Consider the following 16999-nt stretch of genomic DNA (forward strand, 5'->3'; position numbering starts at 1 on the left):
TACTGGCGATCAGGCTGATTTTGTAGGCGCTGACGGGGAGTTGTTGCGGCGACAGGAGGAAGGCCAGTGCGCAGGTCAGAATGGCAACCAGGAGCCATTCGAACATGCGTGGCAATTTGCCCACGTAAGGGCGAGCCACCTTGACCAGGCGACAGATGGCGACGACAAGACCGGCGGCAATTAGCGCGGCCAACGAAATCTCCCTCATTCCCCGAGCATTGCTAATTGCTCCAACTGGGCCAGGCTTTGGCGATGGAAGGTATCGGCAATTGATTTTGCTGCGATACCACTGCATCGGGGAAGAAATATGACTGTCGAGCTGTGCCGCTTTGCGACTAAGGTGCGAAGTGCACCGCGTTTGCCATGGCCATGAGTTGCGATGTGCTTCTTGCACAAACCAGGACCGAGGTCGGCTTCGAACTGGCCGGCCTCGATTTCACGGGCAGCGATGCAAAGCAGGACATCGCCAACTACTTTCCTGGCCCAGTGGTCGAAAGTCTTCGTCTTGAAAACTCTTTTGCAGTCCCTGGGCAAGGGTAGCGCGCAGTGCTACACCTTGTCGCAATCAAGCGGCTGCGCGTGAGGCGGCGATGTAGGCCGGCAGTTCAGCGTTGATGCCCAACTTGACCTGGCGGGTCAGGTCGTCCGCCAGTACTTCTTCCTTGCCTTCGGCCAGAGCGGCAAAGATTTGCGCTGCCACTTCTTCCGGCTTGATCTTCGCGACTTCGTAGCCGGCGGTCATGTCGGTATCCATATAGCCCATGTGGGCGCCGACCACCTGCGTACCTTGTGCGGCCAGTTCGATGCGCAGGCCGTTGGTCAGTGCCCAGGCGGCCGACTTCGACATGCTGTAGGTATTGGTCGGGCCCTGGCTGTACCAGGCCAGCACGGACAGGATATTGACGATGGCGCCGCCGCCGTTGGCTTTCAGCGTTGGGGCGAAGCCTTTGCTCAGCAGCATAGGGCCGATTACGTTGGTTTCCATTTCGGCGCGGGCCTGTTCGAGGGAGTTGTCGGCCAGGATGCCGCCGGCGCGGACGATGCCGGCGTTATTGATCAGCACACTCACATCTTTGTATTCACGGGTGACGGCGGCGATTTCGTCGTGGTTGGTCACGTCGAGCTGGACCGGGGTGACGCCGGGCAGAGTGACCGATTTCGGGTCGCGGGCGGCGCCGTAGACTTTCTTAGCGCCTGCGGCGAGGGCGGCTTTCGCCAGTTGCTGGCCGAGGCCACGGTTGGCGCCGGTGATGAATACGACGGAATCTTTGATGTTCATGGTGGTTTCCTTGAGGGTTAATGATGACGGTCGTCATCGAATGACTTGATAATAGTGATCGCAATTAAAAAGTTCAAGGGAAATTTTTGGAAACCGGTAAACCAGGGTCAGACCCGAAGGGTCTGACCCTCGCTAAGCGACGGGCGCGGGATTACAGGAGGGTGGTGGTGAGGGTGATGTTGGCTTTGAAGAGCTTGGAGACGGGGCAGCCAAGCTTTGCTTTATTGGCAAGTTCTTCGAACTTGGCCTTGTCGGCTCCGGGGATCTTCGCCTGCAGGTCGAGGCGGATGGCGGAAATCGAGAAGCCGTCGGGCACTTTATCCAGAGTCACTTCGGCCTTGGTTTCCATCTTTTCGGCCGTCAGCCCGGCCTCGCCCAGGATCAGCGACAGGGCCATTGTGAAGCAGCCGGCATGCGCCGCGCCGATCAATTCTTCGGGGTTGGTGCCCGGTTTCCCTTCGAAACGGCTGGAAAAGCCGTATGGCGCCGCCTGCAGTGCGCCGCTTGCCGTGCTGATCGCTCCACGTCCATCCTTGATGCCGCCAGTCCAGACGGCCGAACCGCTAGTCTTCATCGCTGCCTCCTTCAGGGTTGAAAAGCAATTCAGTCTAGGCCAAAACCCCTAATGGCGGCGCTCGAGGGGGCGGAAGTGCGCCAAATCCTTTAAAATAGCGGGTTAACAAAGAAACGCTCTGTGCCTCACATCAAAGGAAAAAAATATGTCCATTTCCAGCACCGAAGAAATCGTCGCCGAACTGCGCGCCGGTCGCATGGTGATCCTGGTCGATGAAGAAGACCGTGAAAACGAAGGCGACCTGGTGCTGGCCGCCGAGCACGTCACGCCGGAAGCGATCAATTTCATGATCAAGCACGCGCGCGGCCTGGTGTGCCTGACTTTGACCGAAGAGCATTGCAACCAGCTCGACCTGACCATGATGACGGCCAAGAACGGCACTTCGTTCGGCACCAACTTCACCGTGTCGATCGAAGCGGCGGAAGGCGTCACCACCGGTATCTCGGCAGCGGACCGCGCCAAGACCATCCAGGTGGCCGTGGCCAAGGGTGCCAAGCCAAGCGACATCGTGCAGCCGGGCCACATCTTCCCGCTGCGCGCGGTGCCGGGCGGCGTGCTGATGCGCGCTGGCCATACCGAAGCCGGCTGCGACCTGACCGCGATGGCTGGCCTGATGCCGGCTTCCGTGATCTGCGAGATCATCAAGGATGACGGCACCATGGCGCGCCTGCCGGAACTGCTGGAATTCGCCAAGGAACATGGCCTGAAGATTGGCACCATCGCGGATCTGATCCACTATCGCAGCCAGAACGAATGCATGGTGGAGCGCATTGCCGAACGTCCGCTGCGCACTGCGCACGGCGACTTCCGCATGATCGCTTTCCGCGACAAGCCGAGCGGCTCGGCCCACCTGGCGCTGGTGCACGGCGATATGGCGCCTGGCAAGGAATCGCTGGTGCGCGTGCACCAGCCGGTATCGATCCTGGACCTGCTGGAAACCGAAGCCACCACCCACTCCTGGAACGTGTCGTCCTCGATGAAGGCAATCAAGGCGGCGGAGCAGGGCGTGATGGTGCTGCTGAACTGCGGCGAGACCGCGGAGCAGTTGTTCGGCCAGCTGGAAGCGCTGGACAAGAACGTGCGCCCAACCGGCCGCGCCGCCAGCATGGACCTGCGCAGCTACGGCATTGGCGCGCAAATCCTGCGCGATGTGGGCGTGCACAGGATGCAGTTGCTGGCCAGCCCGCGCAAGATGCCTTCGATGACCGGCTTTAACCTTGAAGTCACCGGCTACATGGCCAAACCTGCCGCCTGAAGCGCGGCTTAACCGAAATCCAGAAAAGAGGACCACCATGACCGTAGCAACCTACGAAACCAACCTGTCCGGCGAAAACCTGCGCATCGGCATCGTGCAAGCGCGCTTCAACGAAGACGTTTGCCATGGCCTGCTGTCCGCTTGCCTGCAGGAGCTGAAGAACCTGGGCGTGGAAGATGAAGACATCCTGCACGTGACTGTTCCGGGCGCGCTGGAAATCCCGCTGGTGCTGCAGAAGATGGCCGAATCCAACCAGTTCGATGCCCTGATCGCGCTGGGCGCCGTCATCCGCGGCGAAACCTACCATTTCGAACTGGTGTCCAATGAGTCCGGCGCAGGCGTGACCCGCGTGGGCCTGGACTACAGCATCCCAATCGCCAACGCCATCCTGACCACCGAGAATGACGAGCAGGCGGAAGTCCGCATGGCTGTCAAAGGCGCCGAGGCTGCCCGCTGTGCCGTCGAAATGGCCAACCTGTCGATCGCCCTGGAAGAACTGCACCAGGACCTGGGCGACGACGAGTAATTCAACAAGAAGGTAAGAACATGACTGACAAAATGACGCACGCCAACCCGAGCAAGAACCGCACGCCGCGCCATCGCGCGCGCGAGTTCGCGCTGCAGGGCCTGTACCAGTGGCTGCTGAACAACGAAGACGCGACCAAGGTCGTCAACAACATCCGCGGCGCCCATGGCTTCGACAAGGCGGACGGCGAGTACTTTGCCGACCTGCTGCGCGGCACCATCAAGCAATCGGTCGAGCTGCGTGAAGTGTTCACGCCGCTGGTCGATCGCGGCATTGGCGAACTGTCCCCGATCGAGCACGCGGTGCTGCTGATCGGCGCATATGAGCTGAAGAACCACGTTGAGATTCCATATCGCGTCGTGATCAACGAAGCGGTAGAGCTGACCAAGTCCTTTGGCGGTATCGATGGCCATAAATACGTGAACGGCGTGCTGGACAAGCTGGCGGCCCAACTGCGCGGCGACGAAGTCGCGGCAGACAAGAAGCGCTAATCCCTTCCCCCGGTGCCTGCGGCAGTGGCCGCGGGCCCGTCTTTCAGCACCAGTTGTCCCTTCACCAGCCATGCGGCTGAAAAGGCCATGACCGCAAGGGTCTCCGGCCAGAAGATCGATTGCTGCTGTCCGTTCAGTTCCAGGATCGCTATCCACGCGAATGCCACCGTCATCAGGGCGCCGCAGGCAATGTAGACCTTGTTGCGCGTGCATTTCTGTTGCGTCGGCAGGGAAGGCGTATTGGCGCGGAAGCGGAACGTCACCAGGTAAAACGTCAGCACGAAGAAGGCGGCAACGAAGATGAAGTGGTAGCCCAGCGGGCCATGCGGGGCGTGCAGCAGGGCTGCCACCAGCTTGCTCTCGTCGTCGGGCAGGATGGTGTCGGGTGACCTGAGGACGCCGATCGAGATTTTCATGGGGAAAAGGGCGATGCCGATGGCCGACGCTCCGGCCAGGATGGAAAACCAGCGGTCGCGCCGGTGGCCGGTATCGAAGAACGCCATGACCACTCCGCCCACCACCAGGGCGCCGACGAAGATGTCGCGCGCACTGCTGTAGTAATAGGCACTGATGGAGTTGGTGGTCCAGACCTGGTCCGGCGAGAGGAAGGCGAGCAGGCGCACGCTGACCGGCATCAGGAAGGCGATCCAGCCCACGGTTTGCTGCAAGGCCCGCTCGGAGATGAGCAAGTGGTTTGCGGTCGACATGCCTCCATTCTGCGCCGCGCATAATAAAAAAGCCACCCGAGGGTGGCTTCGTGCGCGGCAGGTGGTCGATTACAGGCCGGCCAGCTGGTCTGCGCTGATCGGCTTGTCAGCCTGGGCCACGGTGGTCGGGGCTTCTTTCGGCTTTGCCGGGGCAGGGGCGGAGGACGCGACCTGCTGCGGCGGGGTAATGTAAGGCACTTTCTTGCCGGCGGAGACTTGCTTCAGGCGCGAGTATTCCGCCAGCACGCGCGAACCATAGCCGTCATCGGTTTCGAAGGCGGCTGCGCCGACGTAGGATTTCAGGCCCGCTTCAACGGAACCGCCCTTGGCCACGTAATCCTTCAGGATCAGGGCGCCGACGCGGATGTTGGCGACCGGGTTCAGCGCAGCCTGCACGCCGCCCATGTCCTGGAATTTGTCGGTGTGGACCTTGGACATCACCTGCATCAGGCCTTGCGCCCCCATCGGGCTTTCCGCGAACGGATTCAGGCCCGACTCGATTGCCATCACGGCCAGGATCAGCAGCGGATCCAGCTTGATTTCGCGAGCGGTAAGGTAGGCGGTAGAGACCAGCATATTGGTCGCATCGCCAGCCACGCGGTAACGCTTGGAGAGCCAGTTGGTAACGGCATCCTGCTGCTTCTTGGAGCCCACCAGGTCTTTGTCCTCGGCGGCAAGCTGCGCTTCGGCAGTGGCGATGACCAGGCCGGCCGGACGCACTGCAGGCGCTTCCATCAGTTCGGACAGCGGAGGCGCCACGACGACTTGCTGAGGCGCTGGCGGCGCGCCGCGCAGGGCCTGGGCCAGATCGGTCGCCAGTTCAGGACGGGCAACCATGGCGCAAGCCATGACCAATGCAGCGATACCCAGGAGGCTCAGCAGAGACTGAGCGGCGGTCAGCAGACCGCGTGCCGAAATGCTCTGCGTGGAAATCCACGCGGCGGGCTGGCGAGCCCACAGGCGGGCGCTATCAAGCAACCCATTGAATCGATTGTTCATTCAGAACTCCCCTGAAATGTAAGAGTCAAAACGCGTCCCCGCCGCGCTAAAACGCGGTCAATTCGACGTGCCATAGTCGTTACATCAGTGTTATCTTCGTCCACCGCCGCACAGGTCGCACGGGACTGGACGCCATCATTGTTTGCTAAAGCTGGCGGGTCTATGGGGCCAGTTGCAACACAACTTTTTCCGGGAGGGAGGCAGACGCCTCGTGAAAAACACTCCTTAAAATGTCTGTGGAGCCCGGATACTCCGTGAATGTAATGAGTGACAACTTAGTTGGCATAAAGGCCATGCCCTCATCAGGTAGGTCAAATTGTAGGAGGGGTATTATATCTAGTCAATACTAACACCGTCGTTCTTTATTACTTTTGAGTATGATTTTCTCGTGAACACATTGACAAAAACCAATAAAATCAACGGCTTGACCAAAAGTGCTCAGACGGCCCGTCGGGAGCAAAAAAATCGTAAAAAAGTATGAAATATCGCGATCTCCGGGATTTTATTTCCCAACTGCAAGCAATGGGCGAACTTAAGCGCACAAGCTTGCCTGTTTCGCCACACCTCGAGATGACGGAAATTTGCGACCGCACCCTGCGTGCCGGCGGACCGGCCATCCTGTTCGAGAAACCGGCCGGTTTCGACATGCCGGTGCTGGGCAACCTGTTCGGCACCCCGCGCCGCGTGGCCCTGGGCATGGGAGCGGACGAAGTCGGCGAACTGCGCAAGATCGGGCATGTGCTGGCACAGTTGAAAGAACCCGAGCCGCCAAAGGGCTTCAAGGACTTGATGGGCCTGGGCTCGCTGGTAAAAGCAGTATGGGACATGTCGCCGAAGGAAATGCGCGGTGCGCCATGCCAGGAGATTGTCTGGGAAGGCAATGACGTAGACCTGGCCCGCCTGCCGATCCAGCATTGCTGGCCAGGCGACGTGGCGCCCCTTATTACATGGGGCCTTGTGATTACCAAGGGGCCGAACAAGAAGCGCCAGAACCTCGGCATCTACCGCCAGCAGGTCTTGGGGCGTAACAAGGTCATCATGCGCTGGCTGGCGCATCGCGGCGGCGCGCTGGACTTTCGCGAGCACTGCATCAAGCATCCGGGCCAGCCATATCCGGTCTGCGTGGCGTTGGGCGCCGATCCTGCAACCATCCTCGGCGCCGTCACGCCAGTGCCGGACAGCTTGTCGGAATATCAGTTTGCGGGCTTGCTGCGCGGCAGCCGCACCGAACTGGTAAAGGCGATCGGCAGCGAGTTGCGCGTGCCTGCTTCGGCCGAGATCGTGCTGGAAGGGCATATCTACCCGGACGAGAAGCATCCGTCGGGCTTCGAGCATGGCCTGGAAGGCCCGTATGGCGACCACACCGGCTATTACAACGAGCAGGACTGGTTCCCGGTCTTTACCATCGACCGCATCACCATGCGGCGCGACCCGATCTACCACTCCACTTATACAGGCAAGCCGCCGGACGAACCGGCTGTGCTGGGCGTGGCGCTGAACGAAGTGTTCGTGCCGTTGCTGCAGAAGCAGTTCAGCGAGATCACCGACTTTTACTTGCCTCCGGAAGGCTGCAGCTACCGCATGGCGGTGGTGCAGATCCGCAAACAGTACGCGGGCCACGCCAAGCGAGTCATGTTCGGCGTGTGGAGCTTCCTGCGCCAGTTCATGTATACCAAGTTCATTATCGTGGTGGACGAGGACGTGAACATCCGCGACTGGAAGGAAGTGATCTGGGCGATAACAACCCGCGTCGACCCGACCCGCGACACCACGCTGGTCGACAATACGCCGATCGATTACCTGGACTTTGCCTCGCCGGTCAGTGGCCTGGGCAGCAAGATGGGCATCGACGCTACCAATAAATGGCCGGGTGAAACCAGCCGGGAATGGGGCACCACGATCGCCATGACGCCCGATGTGAAAGCCCGTGTGGATGATATTTGGCAGCAGCTAGGTTTATAGCCTATAATTGCCGCCGGGCGGGCCCCTGCGCATTGTGGCACGGTTAACCTGGTCAGGTCGGGAACGAAGCAGCCAAAGCTGTTCACCGCAAGTGCCGCAGATCAGGCTCGCCTCCTTGAATTCTTAAAAAGCTGCCAATGGCAGCTTTTTTCATTCTGATTTTCCTTCAGCAGCACAGACTTCAGCGTGGGCGGTGCCGGTGCCGGTGCAGGCCAGCAGGGCAGTCAGCAGCAGCTTTCTCATGGTGGTGAGGTTGTAAAAAAGACAAAGTCCGGGCGAAGCCTGGCCAAACGTCTAATGTTGTCCGCAGTGCTTGCTAACTACGGTAAAATTCCGTTCATGTCCTATCAAGTCCTCGCTCGCAAATACCGTCCCCGGAACTTTGAAACGCTCGTCGGCCAGGAGCACGTTGTCCGTGCACTGACCCACGCGTTGCATACCGGTCGCCTGCACCACGCCTACCTGTTTACCGGGACGCGCGGTGTCGGCAAGACGACGCTGTCCCGTATCCTGGCCAAGTCGCTCAATTGCGTCGGCCCGGACGGCAATGGCGGGATCACGGCTACCCCGTGCGGCGTGTGCGAGGCTTGTACCGCGATCGACGGCGGACGCTTTGTCGACTACGTCGAGATGGATGCAGCATCCAACCGCGGCGTCGATGAAATGGCGCAGTTGCTGGAGCAGGCGGTGTACGCGCCGTCCAATGCACGCTTCAAGGTCTATATGATCGACGAGGTGCACATGCTGACCAACCACGCTTTCAATGCGATGCTGAAGACGTTGGAGGAACCGCCTGAGCACATCAAGTTCATCCTGGCGACCACCGATCCGCAAAAGATTCCTGTCACCGTGCTGTCGCGCTGCCTGCAGTTCAATCTGAAGCAGATGCCGCCGGGGCATATCGTCGGCCACCTGGAAAATATCCTGGGCCAGGAAAATGTGGTGTTCGAACAGCCGGCCTTGCGCTTGCTGGCGCAGGGCGCGCACGGCTCGATGCGCGATGCCTTGTCGCTGACCGACCAGGCGATTGCCTACGCCGCCGGCGCTGTCACGCTGGATGCGGTGCAGGGCATGCTGGGAGCTTTGGACCAGTCCTATCTGGTGCGCCTGCTGGACGCACTGGCCAATAAGGATGGCGCGGATTTGATGGCGGTGGCCGACGAGATGGCGACGCGTTCGCTGTCATATAACGGCGCCTTGCAGGACCTGGGCACTTTGCTGCACCGGATTGCGCTGGCGCAGACCGTGCCTTCCGCCGTGCCGGCGGACCTGCCTGAATATAGCGATATCGTGCGCCTGGCTTCCCTGTTCGATGCGGAGGAAGTGCAGTTGTATTACCAGATCGCCGTGCACGGGCGGAATGAGTTGGGGCTGGCGCCGGATGAATATGCCGGCTTCTCCATGACCCTGTTACGCATGCTTGCCTTTCGGCCCGGCATCGGCGGGGCAGATGGCCAACCGGGCGGCGCCCCGGTAGCGGCTCGTCCAGCCGGTGCGAATCCGGCCCGTGCGGCTGCTGCAGCCGCCATGGCCGCATCGGCAGCAACGGCGGATCGCATGAGTGTTCCGGTTGGCCAACCCGCACCGGCCAGCGCCGCCCCGGCTGCGGCCGTGCCGCCAGCGCCGCCGGTCCAGCAAGTCGCACCCGCTGCCGCAGCGGCTGCAAACGCTGCCAGTGCCTCGCACCTGAGCAGCGTTCCGGCCAGTGCCCCGGCTGTCGCCGCGCAAGCCGCACCAGCGCAGCCAAGCGGTTCGCAGCTTGCCAACGCATCCGCTCCTGCGCCAGTCGCCACGTCGCAAACTGCTGCCGCTGCAGCCCCTGCGCAGCCCGCGCCAGCAGCCGTGGCAGCACCGCAGCCTGCTGCTGCACCTGCCCCGGCTGCAGCGCCTGCGCCGCAGCCAGCGCCTGCCGCCGGCAGCCGCCCGATGAGCCCAGCCAAGATGGCTATCACGGCGGCATTGGAAGCCGCGCGCGCCGCAGCCGCTGCCCGTACCGGCCAGCGCGCGCCGGCGCCAGCACGTCCGGCAGCGCCGCAAGCCGACGCGCCAGCATCGCCGCCTGCAGCGCCAGCCTCCGCGCCGCGCGCAGCGATGTCGCCGGCACCGGCCGCCCAGCCTCCTGCCGCGCCATCGGCACCCCGGGCACCGGCGCCGTGGGAAGACGCCCCGGCGATGCAAGCCAGCGCTCCTTGGGACGACCACGACGGTGCCGCCGCCGTGATGGAAGCCCCGCAGCAAGTGCAGCAGCGCCGCGCTCCTCCAGTGCAGCAGCCGGCGGATGAAGACGAGCTCCCGCCCTGGGTCACCGACTTCTCCGAAGACTCCGCAGTGCCGGCCGGCGCCGACCACATTTCCGGCATGGCGCAGGCAGCGCCGCAGCAACGCGCCGCCGCGCCGGCCCAGGCGCCATATGAATATGTCATTACCCCGGTTCCTGAATTGGGCTGGGACGGCAACTGGCCAGCGCTGGCCGCCCACCTGCCGCTGCGCGGCGTGGCGCAGCAGCTGGCAACCCAGGCCGAACTGGTAAGCTGTGCCTTTGACGGCAATATGGCCGTGTTCCGCATCCGCTGCCCGATCGAAACCTGGGCCACCCCGGCCAACGTGGAAAAACTGACCTCCGCCCTGACCGAACGCTTCGGCCGCGCCGCACGGGTCGAGACCGAAATCGGCAAGGCCTGGTACACCACCAGCGTCGAAGCCCAGGTGCACCGCGACAATTGCCAGCGAGCCGCTGAAGAAGCCGTAGCCGCCGATCCATTTATCAAAGCCATGGTGCGCGACTTCGGCGCCTTCGTCGTCCCCGGCTCGATCGTGGCGCCGATGACGCCAGCGCACTAAACCCAATACTCAACACCGAAATACGGAGAACCACACCATGATGAAGAACCAACTGGCCGGCCTGATGAAGCAAGCGCAAGCCATGCAGGACAACATGAAGAAGGCGCAAGAAGCGCTGGCCCTGATCGAAGTTGAAGGCCAGGCCGGCGCCGGCATGGTGAAGGTCGTCATGACCTGCAAGAACGACGTGAAGCGCGTGTCGATCGACCCATCGCTGCTGGGCGACGACAAGGACATGCTGGAAGACCTGGTAGCCGCCGCCTTCAACGACGCCGTGCGCAAGGCCGAAGCCACCGCTTCGGAAAAAATGAGCGGCCTGACCGCCGGCCTGCCGCTGCCACCCGGCTTCAAGATGCCTTTCTAAACCAACATCATGTTCATCATCACGCTCACGTACCTTAAACCGGCCGAGGAGATCGACAAGCTCCTCGCCGCGCACAGCGAGTACCTGCGCGAGCAATATGCCAACGGCATGTTCCTGATGTCTGGACGCCTGGTGCCGCGCACGGGCGGCATCATCCTTGCCACGGCCGATAGCCGGGCCGATATCGAAGCGGTGATCGAGCTGGACCCGTTCAACGAAGCGGGAGCAGCCAGCTACACGATCACCGAATTCGTGCCGACCAAGACGGCCGACTTCCTGAGCGCGTTCAAGCAATCCTGATCCAATGGCGAAGTCCTTTGAATTCCTGACTGAGGCGCTGCGCCGCCTGCCTGGTGTCGGCCCCAAGTCGGCCCAGCGCATGGCCTTCCACCTGCTGCAGCACGACCGCGAAGGCGCGGCGATGCTGTCGCGCGCTCTGTACCAGGCGGTGGAGCAGGTGCACCACTGCGCGCTGTGCAATACCTTCACCGAAACCGAGATCTGCGACACCTGCGCCGACGAGTCGCGCGACAAGCGCCAGCTATGCGTGGTCGAAACGCCGGCCGACCAGGCGATGATTGAATCCACGCTGACCTACAAGGGCCTGTACTTTGTCCTGATGGGCCGCCTGTCGCCGCTGGACGGCATCGGCCCGAAGGACATCCACCTCGAAAAGCTGCTGGCGCGCGCCGCCGACGGCGTGGTGGAGGAAGTGGTGCTGGCGACCAACTTCACCAACGAAGGCGAGGCCACCGCCCACTACATCAGCGAAATGCTGAAAGCCCGCGGCCTGGCCGTGACGCGCCTGGCGCGCGGCGTGCCCGTTGGCGGCGAGCTCGAATACGTCGACGCCGGCACCATCGCCCGCGCGATGCTGGACCGCCGCAGTACCTGATCGCCGCTGTCAAGTTGACGCGATGCCCGTCGGGCATGCGACCAGCATCTGGCTGATGGCTTCCTGCGGGGCGGGGCGGCCGAGCAGGTAACCCTGGGCCATGTCGCAACCGTAGTGCTTCAGCAGGTCGAGCTGTTCGGGCGTTTCGACGCCTTCGGCCACCACGATCATCTTCAGGCCGTGCGCCATGGCGATGATGGCGCGCGTGATGGCGGCGTTTTCGCTGTCCTGCGGCAGTCCGCTGATGAAGCTCTTGTCGATCTTCAAGGCGCGCACGTCGAAACGTTTCAGGTAGCTCATGGACGAATAGCCGGTGCCGAAATCGTCGATCGACAGGAATACGCCGATGCCGCGCAACTGTTCCAGCGTGGCCAGCGTGGCGAGGGCGTTGTCCATCAATGTGCCCTCGGTCAGCTCCAGCTCCAGCAGGCCCGGATCGAGCCCGGTATCCTGCAATACCGCCAGCACGATCTGCGCCAGGTTTTCATCCTTGAACTGGCGCGCGGAGAGGTTGACTGCCATGCGGACAGGACGATCGCATTCGCGCTGCCAGGCGCGGGCCTGCCAGCAGGCTGTGCGCAACACCCATTCGCCGATCGGCACGATCAGGCCAGTCTCCTCCGCCAGCGGAATGAACTCCGTGGGCGGGATGATGCCGTGTTCCGGATGGCGCCAGCGTATCAGCGCTTCCACGCCGACGATGCGCGTGGTGGGCACGTCGACCTGGGGTTGGTACAGCAGGTAAAGCTCGTTGTTCTGCAAGGCCTTGCGCAAGCCCACCTCCAGCTTGACGTGGCTCATGATCTGCATCGTGAGCGAGGAGCTGTATAGCTTGGCGTTGTTCTTGCCGCAGTTCTTGGCGTGGTACATGGCGGTGTCGGCGAACTTGAGCAGCGAGGTGCAGTCTTCGCCGTCTTCCGGGTAGAGCGAAATGCCGATACTGGCGGTGACGAAGATTTCATGGCCGTCCAGGTTGAAGGGGCGGCGCATGGCGTCCTTCACGCGATGGGCGACGGCCAGGGCGTCGTCCACGCGCTCGATATCGGGCAGCAGGATCGTGAATTCATCGCCGCCCAGGCGGGCCAGGCTGCTCAAGTGGTCGCTGGGGCGTATGGTTTCGCGCAGGCGCTCGGTGACGATCTGCAGCAGCAGGTCGCCGACATTATGGCCCAGCGTATCGTTGATGCGCTTGAAGGAGTCCAGGTCCATGAACAGGATGGCGAACTTGCGCTGTTCGCGCTGCGAGCGCTCCAGCTCGCGCTCCAGCGTCTCGAGGAATGCCTGGCGATTCGGGATGCCGGTCAGGCTATCGCAATAGGCCAGCTTGCGGATCTGTTCTTCGGTGCGTTTGCGCTCACTGATGTCGCGCACCAGGCCGAGGACCTCGCCCGAGGCTGTGCCGACCAAACGCGCTTCAAAGTGGTGGCTGACGCCGTCGCGCGTCAATTCGTAATCGACCGAGTGCACGGAAGTGGAATGCAGCACGGCCGACAGTTGATCCAGCATGCGGCTTGCGATCGGGGCGGGCAGCACGTCGCGGATGTGGCGCCCCACGCATTCGCGGCTGGCGAAATCGGCTCCAGGCTCATGGCCTTCTTCGTAATCGAGGTAGTAGCCGTCGGCGCTGAGGCGGAAGAAGGTGTCGGGGATCGCGGCCAGCACGGCGCGGTTGTGGGCGTCGGCAATGCGCAGGCGGGCGATGGCATCGCTGGCGCGCAGCACATAGAGCACGCGGTGCCCGAGGATGGGCCAGTTGATCGGCTTGGAGACGAAGTCGGTGGCGCCGGCTTCATAGGCTTGCGTGACTGCGCCCAGGTCGTCGCCGCCGGTGACCATGATGACGGGAACGTGCGATGAGCTTTCCAGCTTGCGGATGGCGCGGCAGACGGAAAAGCCGTCGAGCAGCGGCATGTCGACGTCGAGCAGCACCAGGTCTGGCGCGTTGTCGCGGAAGCTGGCGATGGCCGCACGGCCATCGCTCGCTTCCACGGCGTCGAGCCCGACCTGGGCCAGCATTTCAAGCATCAACAGGCGCATGACGGGATCGTCGTCCGCCACCAGCACGGTGCCGCGTTTGGGTGAATAGAGCGCTGCCATGATTTCATGCTCCCTTCGGCAGAATGAGGCTGAGCGAATGCCGGACTGACTGGAATTCGCGCTCCAGTTGCGCTATCAGGTCTGCCGCACCATCGGTCTGGCCGGTGCGGGCAAGCTGTTCCAGGTCGCGGAACAGCCGGGCCAGCGTATCGGCGCCGACGTTGGCGCTGCTCGATTTCAGGCTGTGGGCGGTCTTGCGGATGGTGTTTGGGTCGCTTTCTGCGACCGCTTCGTGCAGGGCTGCGAGCTGGCGGGGCGTGTCTTGCAGGAAGGTGGCCAGCACGCGCTGCAGCAATGCCTCTCCTTGCCCTGCGCTGAGGGCGCGGATGGCGTCAAGCGCGAGCGGGTTGATGGCTGCGGGCATGGCTTGCAGGGGGGGGCGCACATGGCCTGCATCGGCTGGCTCGGCTGGGGGCGGGGCGTGCGCCTTGTGGTTGCCGACGGCGCTTGCTGGTGGTGCCTGGCCGGACGCGGCGCGCACTGCGAGAGCTACGGATAGCGCGCTGGCGGAGGCGCGGCTGTCCGGGGCCGTGGCCGGCAATGCGGCAGGCGCCGGGCGGGGCAGGGCGATCCACCGGCCAAGCGTATCGGCCAGGGCCTGTTGCGAGAACGGCTTGCTGATGTAATCGTCCATCCCCGCCGCAAGGCAGCGTTCACGGTCCCCTTGCAGGGCGTTGGCGGTGATGGCGACGATAGGCGTGGCGCGTGCGCGGCCGCGCTGCTGCTCCAGCCGGCGGATTTCGGCGGTGGCGGCCATGCCGTCCATCACCGGCATCATGCAGTCCATCAGCACCAGGTCGTAGTCGCCCGCCCGCACGGCCGCCAGCGCCTCCTCGCCGTTGGCAGCGCAGGCCACTTCCATGCCCAGGCCGCGCAGCATGGCCGACGCCACTTCCACATTGACGGGATTATCTTCCGCCAGCAGGGCGCGCGGGCGTTGGCCGAGGCGAGGACGCAGCGAGGCTTGGGACTGCGATGCGCCGCCGTGCGCAGCAGCGCCCACGCCTTCATTGGCCCGCACCGGCGTCACGATGCAGTCGTACAGGTCCGGCTCGCGCACCGGCTTGATAAGCTGGAACGCCACGCCGGCGGCACGGCGCTGCACCTGGTCCGCTGCATTGCGCTCGGAGGCCAGCAAGATCAGGCGGATGCCCGAAATGTCGGGATCGGCCTTGATCTCGGCCGCCAGCGCCAGCCCGCCGATATCGTCCAGCCCCATGTCAAGCAGCGCCACGTCGTAGGGCGTCCCCCGTGCGGCCGCCGCGTGCAGCTCGCGCAAGGCATCGGCGGCGCTTGGTGCGCAATGCCCTTGCAAGTGCCAGCGGCCCAGCAGGCGCTGGAGCGCCAGCGCGCTCTCGGCCTGGCGATCGACCACCAGCGCGCGCAAGCCCTTGGTCGGTTTTTGCTGGAAGCCTGCATCATCCGCATCCACGCGCCGCTTGTCGAATTGCACGGTGAACCAGAACACCGAACCGCGTCCCAGCGCGTTGTCGACGCCGATCGAGCCTCCCATCAACTCCACCAGCTGCTTGGAAATCGCCAATCCCAGCCCGGTACCGCCATGCTTGCGGGTAGTCGAGCCATCGCCCTGCGAGAACGAGTCGAAAATGTGGGCCCGCGCCTCGCGTGAAACGCCGATGCCGGTATCTTGCACTTCTATGCGCAGGCGGGCCGATTGCGCGTCTTCCTCCGCCACGCGAACCGCCACCTTGATCCGTCCCTGGTCGGTGAACTTGACCGCGTTGCCCAGCAGGTTGACGATCACCTGCCGCAGCCGGTTTGGGTCGCCGCAGATCGCCAGCGGAATATTGTTCGCCACAGCAAACTCCATCTCGATGCCCTTGGCCTGGGCCTGCGGCGCAAATACGTTCTCGATATCGTCAAGGAGTTCGCGCAGGTTGAAGTTGATGTATTCGACGGTCAGCTTGCCCGCTTCAACCTTGGAAAAGTCGAGGATGTCGTTGATGATCACCAGCAGGTGCTCTCCCGAGCGACGCACCATGCTGGTGTAGTGGCGCTGGGTCTCGGTCAGCTCGGTCGCCGCCAGCAGCTCGGCCATGCCCAGCACCCCGTTCATCGGCGTGCGGATTTCGTGCGACATATTGGCCAGGAAGGCGCTCTTGGCCTGGCTGGCCGCTTCCGCCGAATCCTTGGCTTTTTCCAGTTGCGCAGTGCGGATGCTGACCTGGCGTTCCAGTTCGCCGCGGTACTGCGCCAGCTTGGTGTCGCGGCTCTCGATCTGCGCCAGCATGCCGTTGAAGCTGTCGATCAGCGTGCCCAGTTCATCGCTGCGCTGGTGCTGCACCTGGGCGTAGGTCTGGCTGCTGCTCACCTTGTCCGCCGCCGCGATCAGCTGCGCAATGGGCGCCGCAATGCCTTCGCGAAAGCGCGCCGACAGCACCAGCGCCAGCCCGAAGGAGGAAACGGTGGCCGCCGCCGTAATGCCGAGGTTGCGCAGGATGCCAAGCCACAGCGAAGCCTGGCCGGCCTCGATCATCACCGCCCCGATCACATGCTGGCGCACCCGCACCGGCCGGTAAAGCCGCAGCAGCGGCGCCCACGGCGGCCCGTCACGCTCGGCCAGTTCGCCCGACGCCAGTTGCCGCAAGCGCGGCGCATCCAGCGCAATGGGCGCCGGTTCGCGCTGGGCAGGGTAGGAGGCAAACAGCCTGCCGTCCCGGTCGAACAGGGCGGCGCGCGTGATGTCGCTCTTGACCGCCAGCGCGGCCAAGGCCTGTTCGGCAGTCGGCCGGTCGGCATAAAGCAGGGAAGAGACGCTGTTGGCGCCGATGACATCAGCCAGCGAGGTTAGCTGCTTGCGCTCCTCGCTGGTGTGGGAAAGGATGGACGCGACGGCGAATGCCACGAACACCAGCAGCAGGGCGCTGCCGGTGGTGAGCACCGAGATGATGGTCAGTTTCTGGCTTAGGCCGGACCGTTCGAAATTGAGCATTTTCGCCGCCGAAGGACGATTCCATCGGGCAAAGAATAAATGCTAAGAATTTCGAC

The 16999-nt window shown here is 63.2% G+C and carries 15 protein-coding genes and 1 other RNA gene; 9 read left to right on the forward strand and 7 right to left on the reverse strand.

Features of this window, described 5'->3' with window-relative positions; translation table 11 throughout:
- Positions 1-204: 204 nt before the first annotated feature.
- The 3 genes from ACN9M3_RS11700 to ACN9M3_RS11710 all read right to left on the reverse strand — a co-directional run bounded on the left by ACN9M3_RS11700 (position 205) and on the right by ACN9M3_RS11710 (position 1853).
- Complete coding sequence (locus ACN9M3_RS11700) at positions 205-534, reverse strand: type II toxin-antitoxin system RelE/ParE family toxin (RefSeq protein ID WP_426322590.1); 330 nt, start codon at positions 532-534, stop codon at positions 205-207.
- A gap of 31 nt (positions 535-565) precedes the next feature.
- Positions 566-1279, reverse strand: a complete 714-nt coding sequence (locus tag ACN9M3_RS11705) for an SDR family oxidoreductase (protein WP_426170894.1) — start codon at positions 1277-1279, stop codon at positions 566-568.
- A 151-nt stretch (positions 1280-1430) separates the two neighbouring features.
- Positions 1431-1853: an OsmC family protein gene (locus tag ACN9M3_RS11710; protein WP_426322592.1), complete on the reverse strand. Its 423-nt coding sequence runs from the start codon at positions 1851-1853 to the stop codon at positions 1431-1433.
- 145 nt (positions 1854-1998) lie between these two features.
- Between ACN9M3_RS11710 and ribBA the strand changes: the two genes are divergently transcribed.
- From ribBA to nusB, 3 genes are read left to right on the forward strand one after another with little or no spacing between them, the layout of a single operon-like run.
- Complete coding sequence (ribBA, locus tag ACN9M3_RS11715; RefSeq protein ID WP_426322594.1) at positions 1999-3108, forward strand: bifunctional 3,4-dihydroxy-2-butanone-4-phosphate synthase/GTP cyclohydrolase II; 1110 nt, start codon at positions 1999-2001, stop codon at positions 3106-3108.
- 37 nt (positions 3109-3145) lie between these two features.
- Entirely contained in the window at positions 3146-3634 is a 489-nt protein-coding gene (ribH, locus tag ACN9M3_RS11720; protein ID WP_057263414.1) for a 6,7-dimethyl-8-ribityllumazine synthase, read from the forward strand.
- 20 nt (positions 3635-3654) lie between these two features.
- Positions 3655-4125, forward strand: a complete 471-nt coding sequence (nusB, locus tag ACN9M3_RS11725; protein WP_426170900.1) for a transcription antitermination factor NusB — start codon at positions 3655-3657, stop codon at positions 4123-4125.
- On the opposite strand, the gene ACN9M3_RS11730 is transcribed toward nusB, so the two are convergent.
- Entirely contained in the window at positions 4122-4832 is a 711-nt protein-coding gene (locus ACN9M3_RS11730; RefSeq protein ID WP_426322597.1) for a hypothetical protein, read from the reverse strand. The two genes, nusB and ACN9M3_RS11730, sit on opposite strands and share 4 nt — an antisense overlap.
- A gap of 69 nt (positions 4833-4901) precedes the next feature.
- On the reverse strand, positions 4902-5831 hold the full coding sequence (locus tag ACN9M3_RS11735; protein WP_426170902.1) for a transglycosylase SLT domain-containing protein: 930 nt from the start codon (positions 5829-5831) through the stop codon (positions 4902-4904).
- Positions 5832-6308: 477 nt separating this feature from the next.
- On the opposite strand from ACN9M3_RS11735, the gene ubiD reads away from it, so the two are divergent.
- The 6 genes from ubiD (at position 6309) to recR (ending at position 11893) form a co-directional block, all read left to right on the forward strand.
- Positions 6309-7793, forward strand: coding sequence for a 4-hydroxy-3-polyprenylbenzoate decarboxylase (gene ubiD, locus ACN9M3_RS11740; RefSeq protein ID WP_426170903.1), 1485 nt, complete (start codon positions 6309-6311; stop codon positions 7791-7793).
- 16 nt (positions 7794-7809) lie between these two features.
- Positions 7810-7908: signal recognition particle sRNA small type (gene ffs, locus ACN9M3_RS11745), an RNA gene on the forward strand.
- Between the two features lie 224 nt (positions 7909-8132).
- Positions 8133-10634 (forward strand): DNA polymerase III subunit gamma/tau, encoded by a 2502-nt coding sequence (gene dnaX, locus ACN9M3_RS11750; protein WP_426322599.1) that lies wholly within the window; start codon positions 8133-8135, stop codon positions 10632-10634.
- A 37-nt stretch (positions 10635-10671) separates the two neighbouring features.
- Entirely contained in the window at positions 10672-10998 is a 327-nt protein-coding gene (locus ACN9M3_RS11755; RefSeq protein WP_130313213.1) for a YbaB/EbfC family nucleoid-associated protein, read from the forward strand.
- 9 nt (positions 10999-11007) lie between these two features.
- A complete protein-coding gene (locus ACN9M3_RS11760; protein WP_426170909.1) occupies positions 11008-11298 on the forward strand; it encodes a YciI family protein in 291 nt (96 codons plus the stop codon).
- A 4-nt stretch (positions 11299-11302) separates the two neighbouring features.
- Positions 11303-11893 (forward strand): recombination mediator RecR, encoded by a 591-nt coding sequence (gene recR / locus ACN9M3_RS11765; RefSeq protein ID WP_426170911.1) that lies wholly within the window; start codon positions 11303-11305, stop codon positions 11891-11893.
- 9 nt (positions 11894-11902) lie between these two features.
- Here recR and ACN9M3_RS11770 read toward each other — a convergent pair whose 3' ends face one another.
- The gene (locus tag ACN9M3_RS11770; protein WP_426322602.1) at positions 11903-13990 is read right to left on the reverse strand and encodes a putative bifunctional diguanylate cyclase/phosphodiesterase; all 2088 of its coding nucleotides are present in this window, start codon (positions 13988-13990) and stop codon (positions 11903-11905) included.
- 4 nt (positions 13991-13994) lie between these two features.
- Positions 13995-16943 carry a response regulator gene (locus tag ACN9M3_RS11775; protein WP_426170915.1) on the reverse strand — a complete coding sequence of 983 codons (2949 nt, stop codon included), beginning with the start codon at positions 16941-16943 and terminating at the stop codon, positions 13995-13997.
- Positions 16944-16999 lie beyond the last annotated feature (56 nt).

The organism is Pseudoduganella sp. R-43 (genome assembly GCF_049913255.1).
Classification (GTDB): domain Bacteria; phylum Pseudomonadota; class Gammaproteobacteria; order Burkholderiales; family Burkholderiaceae_D; genus Rugamonas.